Annotated in this window: 10 protein-coding genes; all 10 read left to right on the top strand. The window is 58.1% G+C overall.

Annotated elements, in window-relative coordinates; all coding sequences use genetic code 11:
• The first annotated feature begins 129 nt into the window (after positions 1 to 129).
• Complete coding sequence (locus AC50YL_RS11965; RefSeq protein ID WP_494832148.1) at positions 130 to 1,356, top strand: multidrug effflux MFS transporter; 1,227 nt, start codon at positions 130 to 132, stop codon at positions 1,354 to 1,356.
• A 294-nt stretch (positions 1,357 to 1,650) separates the two neighbouring features.
• On the top strand, positions 1,651 to 4,083 hold the full coding sequence (helD, locus tag AC50YL_RS11960) for an RNA polymerase recycling motor HelD (protein ID WP_494832558.1): 2,433 nt from the start codon (positions 1,651 to 1,653) through the stop codon (positions 4,081 to 4,083).
• 170 nt (positions 4,084 to 4,253) lie between these two features.
• A complete protein-coding gene (locus AC50YL_RS11955) occupies positions 4,254 to 5,753 on the top strand; it encodes an N-acetylmuramoyl-L-alanine amidase (protein WP_494832147.1) in 1,500 nt (499 codons plus the stop codon).
• Between the two features lie 10 nt (positions 5,754 to 5,763).
• Positions 5,764 to 6,447, top strand: a complete 684-nt coding sequence (locus tag AC50YL_RS11950; protein WP_494832146.1) for a GerMN domain-containing protein — start codon at positions 5,764 to 5,766, stop codon at positions 6,445 to 6,447.
• Positions 6,448 to 6,464: 17 nt separating this feature from the next.
• Complete coding sequence (locus AC50YL_RS11945) at positions 6,465 to 9,179, top strand: S-layer homology domain-containing protein (protein WP_494832144.1); 2,715 nt, start codon at positions 6,465 to 6,467, stop codon at positions 9,177 to 9,179.
• Between the two features lie 167 nt (positions 9,180 to 9,346).
• Positions 9,347 to 10,051, top strand: a complete 705-nt coding sequence (gene nth / locus AC50YL_RS11940) for an endonuclease III (protein ID WP_494832143.1) — start codon at positions 9,347 to 9,349, stop codon at positions 10,049 to 10,051.
• A gap of 3 nt (positions 10,052 to 10,054) precedes the next feature.
• Positions 10,055 to 10,321: an NAD/NADP transhydrogenase alpha subunit gene (locus tag AC50YL_RS11935; RefSeq protein ID WP_494832142.1), complete on the top strand. Its 267-nt coding sequence runs from the start codon at positions 10,055 to 10,057 to the stop codon at positions 10,319 to 10,321.
• Between the two features lie 57 nt (positions 10,322 to 10,378).
• Positions 10,379 to 14,050 (top strand): dynamin family protein, encoded by a 3,672-nt coding sequence (locus AC50YL_RS11930; protein ID WP_494832141.1) that lies wholly within the window; start codon positions 10,379 to 10,381, stop codon positions 14,048 to 14,050.
• A gap of 425 nt (positions 14,051 to 14,475) precedes the next feature.
• Complete coding sequence (locus AC50YL_RS11925) at positions 14,476 to 16,257, top strand: ABC transporter ATP-binding protein (RefSeq protein WP_494832140.1); 1,782 nt, start codon at positions 14,476 to 14,478, stop codon at positions 16,255 to 16,257.
• Positions 16,254 to 18,089, top strand: a complete 1,836-nt coding sequence (locus AC50YL_RS11920) for an ABC transporter ATP-binding protein (protein WP_494832138.1) — start codon at positions 16,254 to 16,256, stop codon at positions 18,087 to 18,089. The genes AC50YL_RS11925 and AC50YL_RS11920 overlap by 4 nt, the downstream gene beginning before the upstream one ends.
• Positions 18,090 to 18,194 lie beyond the last annotated feature (105 nt).

Below are 18,194 nucleotides of genomic sequence, written 5' to 3'. Positions count from 1 at the left end.
AAAAATTCCGGCAGCCTTTCTATATTCCAAGAAAAAATAGGTTCATTCCATGATTAGACTGTTGTATAATCGTTTGAAGAACGCCACTAAACCATAGAGACAGAGAATCAGGATTGGAGAAACCGACTCGTGCAACAAGTAAAAACAAACAACCGCTGGAGGCTCGTGCTCCTGTTAGGCGCTTTTTCGGCCCTGGGACCGCTCACGATCGATATGTATTTGCCGTCCTTTCCCGAAATCACGGCGGATTTCGGCACGCGCGCGTCGCTGGTGCAGTTAAGTTTGACCGCTTGCTTGATCGGCCTAGGATTGGGGCAGATCATCATGGGCCCGTTAAGCGACGTGCACGGCAGGCGGAAGCCCGTCATCCTGTCGCTGATGCTTTATTTGGTCGCCTCGTTCGTCTGCGCGATCTCGCCGAATATTTATTGCTTCATCGCGGCGCGTTTTATTCAAGGCTTCGCCGCCTCCGCGGGAATCGTCATTTCCCGTGCCGTCGTCCGCGATCTATACAGCGGGCCGGAACTGACGCGCTTCTTTTCGCTTTTGATGTTGGTGAACAATCTGTTTCCGCTCATCGCGCCGGTGGCGGGAAGCGGCGTGATATCGTTTACGACGTGGGTAGGGGTATTCGTCGTTTTAGGTACGGTCGGGATCGTGCTCGTTCTTTGGGCGACCGCCGGCCTGAAAGAAACCCTTCCGCCGGAAAATCGTATGGCCAGCAATTTCAGCCAGCTGTTCAAAGGAGTGCAAACGCTGCTCCGCGACCGTAAGTTCCTCGGATACGCACTGGCCCAAGGCATCATGATCGGCGGCGTCTTCGCTTACGTGTCCGGCACGCCGTTCATCTACCAGAAGATATACGGGGTATCGCCGACGGTGTTTGCGTTATTGTTCGGCTCGAACGGCATCAGCCTGATCATCGGCTCGCAACTGGTGGGCCGTTTGAATCACGTCGTGTCGGAGCGGCGATTCGTGGTGATCGGATTATTGTTGTCCGCCGCGGCCAGCCTCACGGCACTTATGGTCATCTTGCTGCATGGACCGCTCCTCGCGCTGGTCGCGCCGTTATTCTGCTTCGTCGCCTCGATCGGGATCACGTCCACCGCTTCGTTCTCGCTCGCGATGGAATCCCAAAGCCATATGGCGGGAAGCGCGTCGGCCTTGCTCGGCCTGCTGCCGTTTCTGCTTGGCGCGATCACGTCGCCGCTCGTCGGCATCGCGGGCGAGTATTCGGCCGTGCCCATGGGCGTGATCATTCTGTCGACCAGCGTGCTGGCGCTGCTGGCTTACTTCGGGTTAGCGCAATCCCCAAAGCGTCTAAAACTGAACATGCGCGAGGAACTGGGGTCGTAATTCGTTAAGAAGAGTATTGCGGTCGAATTAAATGGGGCATCGATCGAAATGAGCGTTGCAGCAATAGAAAAGAGCCATGGCGGAAAGCCATGGCTCTTTGATGTTTATCTCTTTTTCTATTGCGGGCGGGGAAGCCTTATGCTATGATAAAGTCTCGCTTTGTAAATTATTTTAAATTTCTTCATAGTAAACCCATCTTACTCTACAATTTAATATTACCACAGTAACGCAAGTGTTGTCAAATGTTCTTTTATTCTCCCATCGAGGCCGAAAAGGAGCGTGTTCGCGAGCATGATGCGCGATATGGAATGGAAGCAAGAGGTGGAGCGATTGGATCTGATCAAGGCGAAGTTGAAAAAGAGGCTTGCCGGGCTGGATCCGCAGGAAGCCGGGCTGCACGAACAGGTGAACGAGATTCGCAGGCGGTTCTGGGAGGAAGTTACGGTCAACGCGAGCACGGCCGAGGATTTCGAAGAGACCTTCTATACGATCCGACAGCAGGAAGCGGTATTGGTCGAACGGGAGCGCAGCCACGGACTATTGGTGCAGCAGTGGAAGAATATGAACCGTCTTCTCCCGTCCCCATACTTCGGCCGGATCGATTTTCAAGAGACGGGCACGGATCTTCGCGAACAGGTGTATGTCGGGGTGTCGTCCTTCGCGGATGAAGACGGCATGAATTTCCTCGTGTACGACTGGCGGACGCCTATTGCGAGCCTGTATTACGATTATTCGCCGGGAGAGGTTTCCTTTGCCGCCCCAGGGGGAGACATCGCAGGCACGATGACCCTCAAGCGGCAATATCAAATTCGCGACGGGGAGCTCCAGCATGTGTTCGATTCGAACGTGACGATCGGCGATGAATTGCTGCAGCAGGTGCTCGGCAAAGGGGCGGATGCCCAAATGAAAAGCATCGTGGCCACGATCCAGAAAGATCAAAACGCCATCATTCGCAATGACGCCGACCGGATGGTTATCGTCCAAGGCGCGGCGGGCAGCGGGAAAACCTCGGCCGCCATGCAGCGGATTGCCTATTTGCTGTACAAACACCGCCAGACGCTCAAGGCCGACCAAATCGTGCTGTTTTCGCCGAATCCGATATTCGGCAGCTACGTAGCGACGGTGTTGCCCGAGCTTGGCGAGGAGAACATGCAGCAGACCACCTTCCAGGAATATCTTGCCTATTGGCTCGGTTCCACGTTCACGCTCGAGGATCCGTTCGACCAGATCGAGTATGTATTGACCCGGGAATGCGAGACCGGATACGAAGCAAGGCTGAGCGGAATCGCGTATAAGGCATCGGAAGATTTTCTCCGTGCGCTTCAAAACTATGCGACATGGCTCGGTCGGAAGGGAATGCGATTCGCCGCCATCCGGTTCGAGGATCGCGAGTTGATCTCCGCGGAACGGATGTATACGCAGTTCTACGGCTATGATTCGAGCATTCGCCTGACCAATCGCGTCGAGCTTCTGCAGGAATGGCTGCTGGGCGAATTAACGGCGCTCGAGAACAAGGAGCGCGATGCGCAATGGGTGCAGGAACAGATGAACTACCTCGATAGCGATCAATACGAGCGCGTTCACGAGGAGCTGCTCAAGAGCTATCGGAGAGAGGAAGGCATTTTCGATTTTGCCGAGCAATACGTGAGAGCCCTCGATACGCTGAACAAGAAGGTAAGGCGGGCAGAGGAGGTTTTCGATATTGCCGAGCAGGAGGAAGAACTGCTGCGCCGAATGATCGTAGAGGAACGCTTCAAGCCGATCAGACGGAACGTCAAGCGATTGAAATTCGTGGACGCAAGCGGTTTATACGCGCAATTGTTCGAGGACGAAAGCTCGTATCGCGAAATGACCGGCGAACCGAAGATGCCTGCGCATTGGCCGGAGATTTGCAAACAAACGAAGGCGAAGCTCGACAGGCAAGAATTGGGTTATGAGGACGCAACCCCGTTCCTGCTGATGAAGGAACTCGTCGAAGGCGTTCGTACGAATACGGAAGTCCGGCATCTGGTCATCGACGAGGGTCAGGATTATTCGGTCTTCCAATATGCTTACCTCAAGAAGCTGTTTCCCAGAGCCCATATGACGGTGCTCGGCGATTTCGGTCAAGCGATCTTCACGCAGGCAACGAATCTGAGCGATGCGGAATCGCCGCTCGTCCGACTCTATGGTGAAGACGAGACATGCCGTTACCGCTTGGTCCGCAGTTATCGCTCGACCCGCGAGATCGTGGAATTCACGATGGCGCTGCTGCCGGACGGCGGGGAGATCATTCCTTTCGAGCGAAACGGCCGAAAGCCGCTCATCGTCAGGACGATTGGCGAAGAGGAGCGGACGAGGCGAATCGCGGCGGATATCTCGGCGCTTCTGTCCGAGGGCTTCGGCTCCGTCGCCGTCATCGCGAAGACCGCGGCCGGCAGCCGCGATGCGTACGAGGCTTTGCAGGCTCACGGATGCGAGTCTTTGCGGTTGATCACGAAGGAATCGGTCGCATTCGAATCGGGAACCATGGTCATTCCGGCTTATCTCGCCAAAGGCGTCGAGTTCGACGCGGTGTTGATCTACGATGCTTCCGCGCAAGCTTATTCGCGCGAAGGGGAGCGCAAGCTCTTTTATACGGCCTGTACGCGCGCCATGCACCGGCTTTGCCTTTATGCGGCAACGGATTGGACGCCATTTATTCAGGCCATGGACGCGAACTTATATTCGGAGGAGAAATCCGGTTGATTTTCTTCCCGACCCCGGCATTCGTGCCGGGGTTTTCTTTTTATCATTTTTTTTAGCTACATTTTTCCTATAAACGCAACTTTTTCTGACAAGCAGCGTCTAATTAACGTCTGTAAGCATCGTCTTGTACGAGCTGCTTCAAGGCGAAAAAACAGTCATTGAGGTGAAAGATGAAGAAGTTTGTAACCGCTGTTTTGCTAATGTCGTTTCTGGTCACTTTGTTCCCGGGTCTTGTGGGAGCAGCGGAAGCACCCAAGCTTTATCTGAATGGCAAACAACTGTCAAGCAGCGCGGATCCTAAGATCGTCGGCTCGTCGACGCTCGTGCCGATCCGTACCGTGACGGAAGGACTCGGCTACGACGTCAACTGGACTTCTCCGAACGTAACGATATCCAACGGGGAAACCATCGTCGTGCTGACGATCGGAAGCAAGAAGGCCGTTGTCAACGATCGGGAAGTCGGCCTTGAAGCGCCGGCGGCGATTACGAACGGCGTAACGTTCGTTCCGCTCCGATTCGTAGGCGAGCAGTTCGGTTTAGACGTGTATTGGGACGCAGAAACCCGCGCTGTACATATGTACTCCAAGCTCGTGGATAATCCGCCGCCGGCCGGCGGTTCGGGAGACGGCGGTACGTCCGCCCCCGCCGACGGAAGCGACGGTTCGGACACGGGAAGCACAGATCCGGGGGCCGGGGGCGGTACGACCATCCCTTCCACCGACGAGACGGCGCTTCTGAAGTCCATTACGTATGACGGCCTCGGCAGCATCTATTTGCCGTACGAAGGCGATTTCGGCGATGCCAAGACGCAAGTGCTCCACGATCCGGAGCGCGTCGTGATCGATTTGCCGGCTATGAATTTCGATCCTTATTTCACGCCGGGCTTTATCCCCGCCGGCAACGGCGCCAAAACCGGCGAAATCGTGATCGACTCCCATCCGACGCTCAGCAAAGTCCGGTACTCTTATTATTCGGACAAGCCGTCGACGGTCCGGGTCGTGCTAGATTTGGCTGCCCCGACCAATTACAAGGTCACCGATGAAGACCACGTCATCCGCATCGACGTGCTGGAGCAGACCGGTCCGATCGTGGATCCGCCGGCTACGGATCCGGGCACGACGCCGGACGACGGCATGTTCAAAGTCGTGCTGGACGCGGGTCACGGCGGCAAGGATCCGGGCGCGAGCAGCGTCAACGGCCGTAAGGAGAAGGAATATAACCTGGCCATCACGTTGAAGGTAAAAGCGCTATTGGACAAAGAACCGAAAATCAAACCGTACTTGACTCGCTCGGACGATACGTTCGTCGAGCTGGCCGATCGGGCGAATTATGCCAACAACCTGCCGGCGGATTTATTTATTTCCTTCCACGCGAATATGGCGACGACCGCAACCGCCAGCGGATCCGAAACGTATTACTGGCGTTCGGACAGCCTGGCTTTCGCGAAAGTGATGCATAAGCATCTCGTCGCGGGAACCGGTTTGAACGACCGCGGCGTCAGATCGGGCAATTATCACGTCATCCGGGAAACGACGATGCCGGCGATATTGCTCGAGGCGGGCTACCTTTCCAACAGCAACGACAGCGCCGTGCTGTACAACAGCGCGAAGCAGGACAAAATCGCGCAGGAAATCGTGGCGGGAATCAAAGAATACTTGAAGATCAGCTAGGAGGATGCAGATGAAGCGTCAGATGACGAAAACGGTTATGCTGGTTTCCGTTGCGGCTGCCTTGGTCGTTTCTTTAAGCGCCTGCGGAGCGAAAAAGCAGCCTCTCGAGAACGCGGGGGCGAACAATCAGAACCAATCGGTTTCCGAGAACGGCGACGGAAGTACTGACGCGACGACAAATGCCGGGAATGCGGGAAACGCGAATAACGCGGGGAACGCCGGCAGCACCGGAGCCGCGGGAGGTGCGGGAGGCGCGACCGATCCGGGAAATGTCTCGGAACCCGCGACGACAACGCCCGAGAAGACGAAAGCGTCGATATCCGTCTATTACACCGATGATCAAATGATCGACCTGCATGCGCAAAAAACGGAAATCGAATACGCCGACGCGAGCGAGAAGCTGTCTGCGACGTTCGCGGCGCTACAGAAGGACGGCGACAAGGGCGAAGGCTCATTATGGAAGAACGCGGAGCTTCTCAGCGCCAAGCAGGACGGTGACGCGGTAACGATCGACGTCCATCTGCCCGATGACGCGAGACTGGGAGCGCCCGGAGAACAGCTTGCTATCGCAGCGGTCACGCAGACGTATTTTCAATTCGACGACGTGGCTTCCCTGGACATTCTCGTGGACGGCGAAGCAGTCGAGAGCTTAATGGGTCATGAAGATTTGGAACATCCAATCAAAAAACAATAGAAGGGGAGCTCGCAGACATGCCGCAGCAGAAAAAATGGGTTAAGCTTGTCTCGTCGTTCATGGTATTTTCCTTGCTTGCCGGCTTCGCCGCGGTCGAGGCCGATTCGGTTCACGCGGACGCGGTCGCAGTGACGACGACGAAATTCAGCGACGTGCCGGCAGGACACTGGGCCGAGAAGCACATCGCCAAATTGGCCAGCCAAGGCATCATCAAAGGCACGAACGGCGCATTCAAACCGAACGACAATATTACCCAGCAGGAAGCCGTCGCGCTCGCGATCCGGTTCATCGGCAAGGAAAGCGAAGTCAAGACGGACGATGCAATCGTATTCCCCGAGAACTTCGACGTCAGCACTTATTTCAAACCTTATATCATTCTTGCTTTCGAAGACGGCCTGCTCAGCCGCGACGATGAATTCAAGCTTGCGGACGCGGACCCGGACACGGCATGGGGCACCAAGAAGGCATCGCGGGAATGGATCACGAAGCTGATCGTGAAAGCCATCGGCAAGGAACAAACGGCCGCGGGAATGACGAAGGCTCCGATCTCGTTCAAGGACGGCAATCAGGTAGGAGCGGCGTACACCGGATACGTGAACGCGGCGGTGTCCCTGCAGTTGATCAAGGGCGTAACGGCGGACAAATTCGATCCGAAAGGCAATATTACCCGCGCTGCGATCGCGACGATGCTGAGCCGGGCGGAAACGCAATATCCGATCGCGTACAGCGGACAATTCACCGCGATTTTGACGGGTAAAGACAGCGCGTCCCTTAAGCTATTCCAGGACGATAAGGATACGTCCATCGATCTGAGCGCGGATACTTACGTGTACCGCTTCGATTCCGAGAAAGCGGCTACGCTCGATCAACTGACGCCGAACACGAAAGTGCTGATCGTCGCCAGCGGCAGCAAAGCGCTGTACGTCGAACAGCTCGACGACGAGCAGCAGGTGGAGAAAATAACGGGCACCGTGGACCGCGTGCTCCCGAACGACAGCAAGCTGTGGATTTGGGTAGGCGACGAGCCGGTGGCCGTCAACTATTCCAGCGCTACGACGGCAACGGACGGCAGCGGCAAAGTCATTCCCGTAACCGGCTTGGCTGCCGACAGCAAGGTTGAAATCGCGCGCGATACTTATCGGTCGAAACCGCTCGCGGTATCGATCACGGTTCAATCGGCTCCGGTCAACACGAGCGCGCAAGGTACGGTCAAAGCCGTCCAAACGACGCCGGCGACCCTCACGGTCGATAACGCGGGGGGCACTTCGTCCATGTTCAACGTCTCCCCGCAGGTCGACGTCATATGGCAGGGGCAGATCTTGGACGGCGGATTAGCCCAAATCCGCGTCGGCGACAACATTTCTTACGAAGTGAAGGATTCGGTCGTAACCAAGATCACGATAGTGCAAACTTCCTCCAAGCAAGTGCGCGGCGAGTTTTACTCCGCGAGCAGCGATGGGAACACGATCCAATACATGACGGTCGGCACGTCGCAGCAGGCGCTTGAAGCGAAATTCGTATCGGGCACGGTCGACGTCTCGATCGACGGATTGACGGGCACGACGGTTTCGGATCTGGTCAAAGGCGACGTGCTCGACATCACGCTGGACGACAAGGACCAAGTCGTCGCGATCAAAGTCGTCAACCGTCAAGTGAAAGTACTGCCCGGCGCGACGATCGTTAGCTACGATAACGACATCAAGGCGTTGACGGTCAAGGACGCGAGCAATAATCTGGTCTCCGTTTATTTGAGCGACAAGACGAAGCTCGACATGAACGGCTCGCCGATCCTCTTGAACGCCGTCTCGACCTTTCTGGTAAAAGGCAAGAAGATTACGCTCGGCTATACGGAGAGCAAAGCGGTATTCGTGCAGTTCGTATACAAATATAGCGGCACCGTGACGGCGATCAATACGAATACGAGCCAAATCACGCTGCAGCAAAGCACCGGCTATCCGGTAACCGTACCGCTCGACACGCCGTATTACGTTGAAATCGCCGGCAAGACGTCCGCTGCCCTTAGCGACGTGAAGGTAGGCGATACGGTCACCGCGGTGCTTAACGCCAATCAAGATAAAGTCACGACCTTGCAAGTGCAAACCGCCAAGCCGGTAGACGTGTATTCGGTCGATCTGGTCGGTAAAAAAATCAAGTTCAAGGCCGCCGACGGCACGTTCTCCGATTATTCCTCCGCGTCGCTCGGACTTGCGAACGAGAAGGGCGATACGCTGGCGCTTAGCAGCATCACGGCGGGACAAGCCGGTAATTTGTACTTTACCGGGCAAACGGCGTCTTCCTTTAAAGTATTGAACGTGACGGTCGGCCGCATCGCTTCCGTCGCGACGGACAAGGTGACGGTTACGGATTATAACGGCAATGCGGTGATCGTGCCGCTGAGCGCGAACTATTCCGTCGTCAAGAACGGCGTCGCGGGCAGCTCCGCGTCCGTGTTGGCCGCAGGCGATCGCGTCATCGTCAAGCTTGACGAGAAGGACCGTTTGCTTATTACGGTCAACAGCGGCACAGCGAAGTCATTCTGGAAATACGATGCCGCCTCGCATATTCTGTCGGTGAAGAAAACCAGCCTCAACGAGCTCAATACGTATACCGTGACGTCGGCGACGAAAATCACGCAGAACGGCGCTTCGATCGCGATCAGCCAATTGGCGGACGGCGATTCGATCGTGCTTTACTTCTACCGGGATACGTTAGTCGAGATTGCGAAAGCGTAGCATAGACGGTAGGCAAAATTTGTCTCGGCGTTCGCCGGGACAAATTTTTTTTTCAATTCTGTGAAAAAGAAGGCGAAAATGCCTATTTCATGCCCTTTGGCGGTTGATAAATGCGACAATTTTCGCTACACTTTGAAACGATGGTTCTATTAGGAGTTGAGTGCTAGATGAAGGCAAAAGAGAAAATGACCCATGTGCTGGCGGTAATCGGCGACATGTTTCCTGATGCACATTGCGAGCTCAATCACAGCAACCCTTTCGAGCTGACCATTGCCGTATTGCTTTCGGCGCAATGCACCGACGAGACCGTAAACAAAGTCACGGCGAATTTATTTCAAAAATACCGAACGCCAGCGGATTATTTGGCCGTCCCTTTGGACGAGCTGGAAAATGATATAAAGCGGATCGGGCTCTATCGCAACAAGGCGAAATTCATACAGAATCTGAGCCGCATCCTGATCGACGAATACGGCGGGGAAGTGCCGAGGGAGCATGAAGCGCTGACGAAGCTTCCGGGCGTCGGCCGCAAGACCGCGAACGTCGTCGTGTCCAACGCGTTCGGCGTTCCGGCTATCGCGGTCGATACGCATGTCGATCGGGTATCCAAGCGGCTCGGCTTCGCCAAGGCGGACGACAGCGTGCTGGAAGTCGAGAAGAAGCTGATGAAGCTGGTGCCGCGCGAGCTGTGGACGGAGACTCATCACCGGCTGATCTTCTTCGGGCGCTACCACTGCAAAGCGCAGAACCCGAACTGTCCCGTCTGTCCGCTGCTGGATTGTTGCAAAGAAGGTCAACAACGTATGAAACCGGCGCTAAACCGAAAGGCTATGAATGGAAAGCTATACCACCACTTAAACGAGAAGGATGATTGAACTATGAAATGCATTTCCGTGTACACGAAAGATTTCGCGCTGTTTTCCGATATTTACGAGCAAATCATGGAGGCGCCGCCGGCCGAGAACGAAGAAATCGTCCTGGAAGGCGTGACGGTCAGCGGAGCAGGGGACGTGCCCGATCAATATATTGAACGTATGCGGCTGAAGCCGGAATGCGTCGTCATGAAGGAAAAAGAACGCAACGTGACGATTTTGCAGCATGGCGAAGTATTCGAGATCTGCATGCCTGCGGTTCAATTGGTGTAATAAGCCGTTCGCGGATTATTTTCAGGCAAGAACGGAGAGTAACAGGGAGAGAGAGACATGAGCCATACGATTGAGAAAAACGCGCAAGCCATGGAGAACGCGCTCGCGGAAATGGCGCCGATCATGACTGCGGCCGGAGACGAAGGCGATGCGAAACGGCTGCTGGAGCTGTTGTCCAAATTGGACAACGGCCAGCTGACCGTGGCGTTCTGCGGCCACTTCTCCGCGGGGAAATCAACGCTGGTTAACCGGTTGTGCGGCACGGAGCTGCTGCCGTCGAGTCCGATTCCGACGAGCGCGAACGTCGTCAGCATCCGGAACGGGGAAGCGAAAGCAACCATCGCCAAGCTGGTCGACGGCAGGGAAGCGACGCTGGAAGTTCCGATACAAGACGTAAACGATTATTGCAAAGACGGCGAAACGGTTATTTCCGTTTCCTTGTCTTATCCCATCCCCCGGCTCGGCGGCCATACGGTGCTGCTGGATACGCCGGGCATCGACTCGACGGACGACGCGCACCGGATGGCGACCGAATCGGCGCTTCATTTGGCGGACGTCGTTTTTTACGTCATGGACTATAACCACGTCCAATCGGAGATCAATTTCACGTTCGCGAAGCAGCTGAAGGAATGGGGCAAGCCGCTGTACTTGATCGTGAACCAGATCGACAAGCATCGCGAAAGCGAGCTTTCGTTCGAAGCATACCGGCAAAGCGTAGACGAAGCGTTCGGCAACTGGCATCTGGAGCCGAGCGGCATCGTCTATTTGTCGTTGCGCGAACCGAATCATCCGCATTCGGAATGGGCGGCGCTCTTGGCCTTATTCGAATCGTTGGCGGAGCTGCGCAAACCGTTGGCAGTCGGCAGCGTGGACGCCTCGGCCCGGTATGTGATCCGCATGCACGGCAAAGCGATGGAAGCCGCGACCGAAGACGAGCGCGAACGCTTGCTCGCGCAAGCCGGCGGCGAAGCCGAGGCGGAGCGGGTACGCGAGGAAATTTTCTCGCTGGAGGAGCGTCTGCGACTCGGCGAAGCCGAAGTGAACGGACTTCGCACGCGGCTGCGGCTCGACGTGCAGGCGCTGCTGGACAATGCCAACATTACGCCGGCGGCCACGCGCGATCTGGCGCAGACGTTCCTGGAAAGCCGCAGACCCGGCTTCAAGGCCGGACTGCTCTTCGCGGGCGCGAAAACGGCGGCCGAGCAGGAACGTCGGCTGCAGGCATTCTATCATGACTTCCATGCGCTCGTGCAAGCGGGCATCGAATGGCATCTGCTCGATTTGCTGCGCAAAGCGGCGGATGGCATCGGTTGGCGGGGCGAGTCGCTGGAGCGGGAATTGTCGCCGTTCGTGAACGGTCTATGGGACGCCGATCTGCTGGTGTCGCACGTGAATGCCGGTGCGTCTTTCGGCAACGCGTACACGATGACGTACTGCCGCGAGGTCGCCGAGGCCGTGAAGGGTTTATACCGCAAGCGCGCGCTGGCTTGGATCGACGCGCTCGGGGACCGGGCTGCTGCGGCGGGCGAAGCTGCCGCGGCGCCGCTGCGCGCGCGGCTCGGCGAGCTTGCGGCGCAGGCCGGCGCGCTCGCGGCGTTGGCCGCGCTGGCGGAGCGCGCGGCCGCGCACTTGGCACGGCTGGCGGCGCTGCTGCCGCCCGCGCCGCCGCGCCCTGCGCTGCCGAAGCCGCAGGCGCTCGGCAGCGGGGCGCGAAGCGCCCCGGGCGCCGAGCCGGCGGCGGCCAGCGCCGGCTCCGACGCCGCGGCCGCGGCGATGCCCGCGGCCGAGCCGCGCAGCGGCGGCACTGGCGCGTCTGCGCCCGAGGCGGCGGCCCCCGCCGCCGTGGAAGCCCTCGCGCCCCAGCGCCAAGCGGCGGAGCGGCTGAGCCAAGCCGCGGCCCTGCTGGCGCCGCATCCGTCGCTGGCCGCGGCCGTGGAGGGCATGCGCGATAAAGCGGAGCGTCTGCGCAGCAGCCAGTTCACGATCGCGCTGTTCGGCGCATTCAGCGCGGGCAAATCCTCGCTCGCCAACGCCTTGCTCGGCGAAGCGGTGCTGCCGGTCTCGCCGAATCCGACGACGGCGGCGGTCAACCGGATCGTGCCGCCGACGGCGGAGCGGCCGCACGGCACCGCGGCCGTCTGGATGAAATCGCGCGACGCGATGCTGGGCGACCTGCGCTACTCGCTCGGTTTGCTGGGCGAGGATGCCGCGAAGCTGAGCGACGCCGCGCTGCTGCAGGCGATCCATAAGCTCTCGCCGGACGGCGTGCACGCAGGCGGACGGCCGCATTACAGCTTCCTGAAGGCGGCAGCCAAAGGGTGGGATCAGCACGAAGCGCTGCTCGGGCAGCAGCTCGCCGTCAGCGGGGAGGAATACCGCCGTTACGTCGCAGAGGAGGCGCGCTCCTGTTTCGTGAGCGAGATCGAGCTCTATCACGCCAATCCGCTGACCGCGCAGGGCATCGTGCTCGTCGATACCCCGGGAGCGGATTCCGTCAACGCGCGGCATACGGGCGTAGCGTTCAATTACATCAAGAACGCCGACGCGATCCTGTTCGTCACCTACTACAATCACGCCTTCTCGCAGGCCGACCGTCAGTTCCTGATGCAGCTCGGCCGCGTGAAGGATCAGTTCGAGCTCGATAAGATGTTTTTCATCGTCAATGCCGCCGACCTGGCCGCGAGCCAGGAAGAGTTGGAGGGCGTGCTTGCGCACGTCGAACGCAACCTGCAGCAGCACGGTATCCGCTTCCCTCGGATGTTCCCGGTGTCGAGCCTGCAGGCGCTGGACGGCAAACGCACCGGCGTCAGCCGGCTGATCGCGGAATCGGGCATCGGCGCGTTCGAGGAGGCGTTCCTCGGCTTCACGCGCAACGATCTGGGCATGCTCGCGGTCGCGTCCGCGGAGCAGGAGCTGGAACGCGCCCGCCGCACGATCGCCAATTGGCTGGAAGCCGCATCCGGCGACGAGGCGTCGCGCGAACGCGCCCGCGAAGCCCTCTCGGCCAACGCCGAGCAAGCGCTTCGCCTGGCCGGAGAGCTGGATCAGCCGAAGCAGCACGCGCAGCTGCAGCAGGAGCTGAAGGAGCTGCTGTTCTACGTGCTGCAGCGGGTGCAGTTCCGGTTCGGCGACCATTACCATTTCGCCTTTAATCCGGCCGCGCTGCAGGACGACGGCAGAGATTTGAAGAAAGCGATGTGGACGTCGTGGCTGGAGCTTCAGCGGCTGCTGCAAATCGAGCTTGCCCAAGAGCTGGAGGCGACTTCGCTGCGCGTCGACAATACGCTCAACAGGCTCGCGGCGAAGCAGCATGCGGATACCGCGGAGGAAGCGGCCGGATTGCTGGAGGGCTTCGCGCCGTCCCCGTATAAACCGTTGGCGCTGCCGACGCCGGAGGAACAGCCGGCGTGGACGGCCGCTTCCGTCGACCTCAAGCTGCTCTGGAGCAAATTCAAATCGCCGAAGCATTTCTTCGAAGGCGAGGGGAAAACCGCGCTTCGCGCACTACTGGAGAAAGAGCTCGCCGCGCCGCTGCAGGCGTGGATGCAAGAGGCGGAGCTGGCATGGAGCGGGCGCTACGACAGCCTCATGCAGCAGGCATCCGCTGCCGGCGCCGCCTTGCTGCAGGCCGATATCGAGGCGTTCTGCCAAGGCAAGCTGGCCTCCTTGTCCGGCACGACGGACATGAACGAACTGCGCCGCGTACAAGAGGCGCTGATCGCGCTATAGCAATTCCGGCTAACCGCGCCAAAGAAGCTTATCTGCGCCTTTAAGAGGCGATAGATAAGCTTCTTTTTGCTAGGCGGAGGAAGAGCGGAGCAATAGGCGCCGAAGCGCGTGTCGGAAGGGGGCGCGGCGCTATTCGTTTCCGTGTGAAAATAATCATGCAAAAATGCAGGCAAATGTGCAAAAACGGAGGAATATGGCCTTATATGCCACGATTTCAGACGATATCGAAGAATACCCCCTTACTTTTGAGCAGGATGGAAGCGGAAGCGAATATTGTCAACTATATGCCCCCGCACTCTGTTTGCCGTACCGGACGCAGGCTGTTAATATTCAGTCATATCGCGAAGAACGGCCGACGTCCGGCGCGGCGCGGCAAGTTTCTTCCAGAAAAAATTCGATATCAGCACAGGGAGAGGGTTACCTAATTGGAAGTCTTCAAGCAGCTTAAACCGTATTACTGGGGCGAACGACGAAGTTTGATCGCGTCGATCGCATTCATGATCTGCGCAACCGCGCTCGGACTCGTTTATCCGAACATGCTGCGCGTTCTCATCGACGACGTTATCGTCCCGAAAAACTTTACGTGGGTGCCGGGGATTTCGCTCGCGGTGGTCGGGGTCGTATTCATTAAAGGAAGCATGGCGTTCCTGTCCGGGTTGTACGGCGGACGGTTAGGGAACCGAGTCGCGTACCGGCTGCGCAATGCCTGCTACGAGAAGCTGCAGTCGCTGTCTTTTCAGTATTACGACACCGCCAAGACCGGCGACCTGATGTCCCGGCTGACTGCCGATCTCGAGGCGGTCCGGAACTTCATCGGCTTCGGGTTCACCCAGATGCTGAACATGGTGCTCATGATCGTGTTCGGGGCGGCGATGATGTTCTCGATCCACTGGCAGCTGACGCTGATCACGCTGTGCACCATGCCGTTCCTGGCCTTCACCGCCATGCGGTTCGAGAAGCTGATTCATCCGGCTTTCCGCGAGATGCGGCAGGCGATGAGCAATCTGACGACCGCGGTCCAAGAGAACATTACGGGCGTGCGCACGGTCAAGTCCTTCGCCCGCGAATCGTTCGAAATGGATAAATTCTCGCAGCGGAGCGAGTCGTACAAAAACAACCAAATCGGTGCGTCCGGCCTATGGGGCCGGTACTTCCCGGTGATGGAGCTGCTCGGAAGCCTCTGCGTCGTCATTCTGCTCGTCGCGGGCGGACGGCTCGTCATCAACCACTCCATCACGCTCGGCCAGATGGTCGCTTTCTACAGCATGTTGTGGTACATCATCGGACCGATGTGGAGCATCGGATTTCAAATCAATAACTATACGCAGTCCAAAGCGTCCGGCGAACGCCTGGTCGGCCTGCTGAACGAGTATGTACACGTCAAAGACAACGAGCATCCGATCGTGCCGGACGAAGCGAACGTCAAGGGCCATGTCGAATTCCAAAACGTGACCTTCAACTACGCCGACAAAGCACCCGCGCTGACGAATGTGAGCATCGACGCCAAACCGGGCATGGTCATCGGACTGCTCGGCGGCACCGGTGCCGGCAAATCCACGATCATTCAGCTGCTGATGCGGGCATACAACGTCAAATCGGGCAAAATCCTGGTCGACGGCATCGATATCCGCGACATGTCGCTGGAGAGCCTGCGCGGCCAAATCTCGACTGTCTTCCAAGAAACGTTCCTGTTCTCCAGTTCCATCCGGGATAATATCGGCTACGGCGTCGAAGACATCACGACGGAGCAGATCATCCACGCGTCGAAGCTGGCGAAGGCGCATGATTTCATCATGGAGCTGCCAGAAGGCTACGACACCGTCGTCGGCGAACGCGGCATGGGGCTGTCCGGCGGCCAGAAGCAGCGGATCGCCATCGCGCGGGCGCTGATCAAGAATCCGCGCATCCTCATTCTGGACGACGCGACAAGCGCCGTCGACATGGAGACGGAACACGAGATTCAAGCCGGGTTCAAGGAAGTCATGGCCGGCCGAACCACGTTTATTATCGCGCACCGGATCTCGTCGCTTCGCCACGCCGACGAAATCATCGTGCTGGAGGAAGGCCATGTCGCGCAGCGCGGCACGCACGATCAGCTGGTTAACCTTCCGGGACGTTACCGGGATACGTACGACATTCAATATGCCGACCGTCCTTTGACCGCCGAAGAGATTATCGCACGAGTGGAAAGAGGGGTCGTACAGTGAGCGAGCAAGACGTAAAAAAACCCCGCGGCGCGCATGAACGGTTCATCTACAAGGATGACGACGCGATCGAGAAACCGTTTAACTGGTCGCAGATCAGACGATTGTTTACCTACATGAAGCCTTACCGCAAGCAGCTGCTGCCCGTCATCATCGTCATGATGGTGCTGGGCACGTTGACCCGGCTGGCCATTCCGGCCTTGTTCATCCGGGCAATCGACGAAGCGATCCAGCCGAAGGACGGCGGCGCGCCGAGCCTTCAGAAACTTTACACGTATGCCGGAATGATGCTCGCGCTCTATGTTATTCAATGGGCGGCTAACACGTTCCGGATCAAATTCACGAACATCATCGGCCAACAGGTCATTTACGACCTTCGCCACGATTTGTTCCGGCATATCCAGAAGCTGTCGTTCCGCTTCTTCGACAAGCGCCCGGCGGGCTCCGTGCTCGTCCGGGTCACGAACGACGTCAACGCGCTGCAGGATTTGTTCACGAACGGCGTCGTCAACCTGCTCATGGATATGGTGCAGCTGGTAGGGATCGTCATCATCCTGCTCGTCTGGAACTTCAAGCTCGGACTTGCGATCATGATCACCGTGCCGCTGATGTTCGTCGTCTCGACGGCGCTTCGCAGACGGATTCGGTTCGCCTGGCAGGACGTGCGCATGAAGCAGTCCCGCATCAACGCGCATTTGAACGAAAGCATCCAAGGGATGCGCGTCACGCAGTCGTACACGCAGGAGAAATCCAACTTTCAATTTTTCGAGGGCATCAATCAGACGAACATCAAAGCATGGAACAAAGCGTCGGCGCTCAACCAAGCCTTCGGCCCGATCATCGAGGTAACCTCCGCGGTCGGCACGCTGATCCTGTTCTGGTACGGCTCCCATCTGATCGCGATCGGCGCCATTACCGTCGGCGTGCTCGTCGGCTTCGCCAACTACGTCGGCAACTTCTGGGATCCGATCAACCGCCTCGGCCAGATGTACGCCCAGCTGCTGATCGCGATGGCTTCCTCGGAGCGGATCTTCGAGTTCATCGACGAGAAGCCGACGGTCGGCGAGCTGACCGAAGCCCGTTCGCTTCCGCGGATCTTCGGCGACGTTCATTTCGAGAACATCGTGTTCGAATACGAGAAAGGGCGTCCTGCCCTTAAGGGCATCGACCTGCACGTGAGAGCGGGCGAGACGATCGCGCTCGTCGGCCATACGGGCTCGGGCAAGAGCACGATCATGAACCTGCTGTGCCGGTTCTACGATCCCGTCGAAGGCGCCGTCAAGATCGACGGCATCGACATCCGGACGGTCAGCCTCGAGAGCCTGCGGTCGCAAGTCGGCGTCGTGCTGCAGGATACGTTTATCTTCTCCGGCACCATCCGCGAGAACATCCGGTTCGGCCGGCTGGACGCGACCGACGACGAGATCGTCAAAGCCGCGACCGCGGTCGACGCGCATGATTTCATCATGAACCTGCCGGACGGCTACGATACGGAAGTGCAGGAGCGCGGCAATATCTTGTCCATGGGCCAACGCCAGCTGTTATCCTTCGCCCGGGCGCTGCTCGCCGATCCGCGCGTGCTCATCCTCGACGAAGCCACGGCGAGCATCGATACCGAGACCGAGCTGAAGATCCAGGAAGCGCTCAAGAAGCTGCTCCAGGGCCGGACGTCTTTCATCGTCGCGCACCGGTTGTCGACCATTCGCAACGCCGACCGCATCGTCGTGTTGGATCACGGCCAGATCGTCGAACAGGGCAGCCATGACGAACTGATTCGGCACAAGGGCACGTATAACGGTTTGATCGAAGCGCAGTATCGCTTTTTATCGGCCTGATTCTTGATTTTTCGGCAAGGAACCTCCACAATGGAAGAAAACGCGCGCGACGGCAGGAATTGCGGGAACGATATCCCGGTCCTGCCCGCGCGATCTTCCCAGGAG

Source organism: Paenibacillus sp. J22P277, from assembly GCF_059383675.1.
Note: the sequence above shows the minus strand (reverse complement) of the source record. Positions and strands in the feature narration are given on the sequence as shown.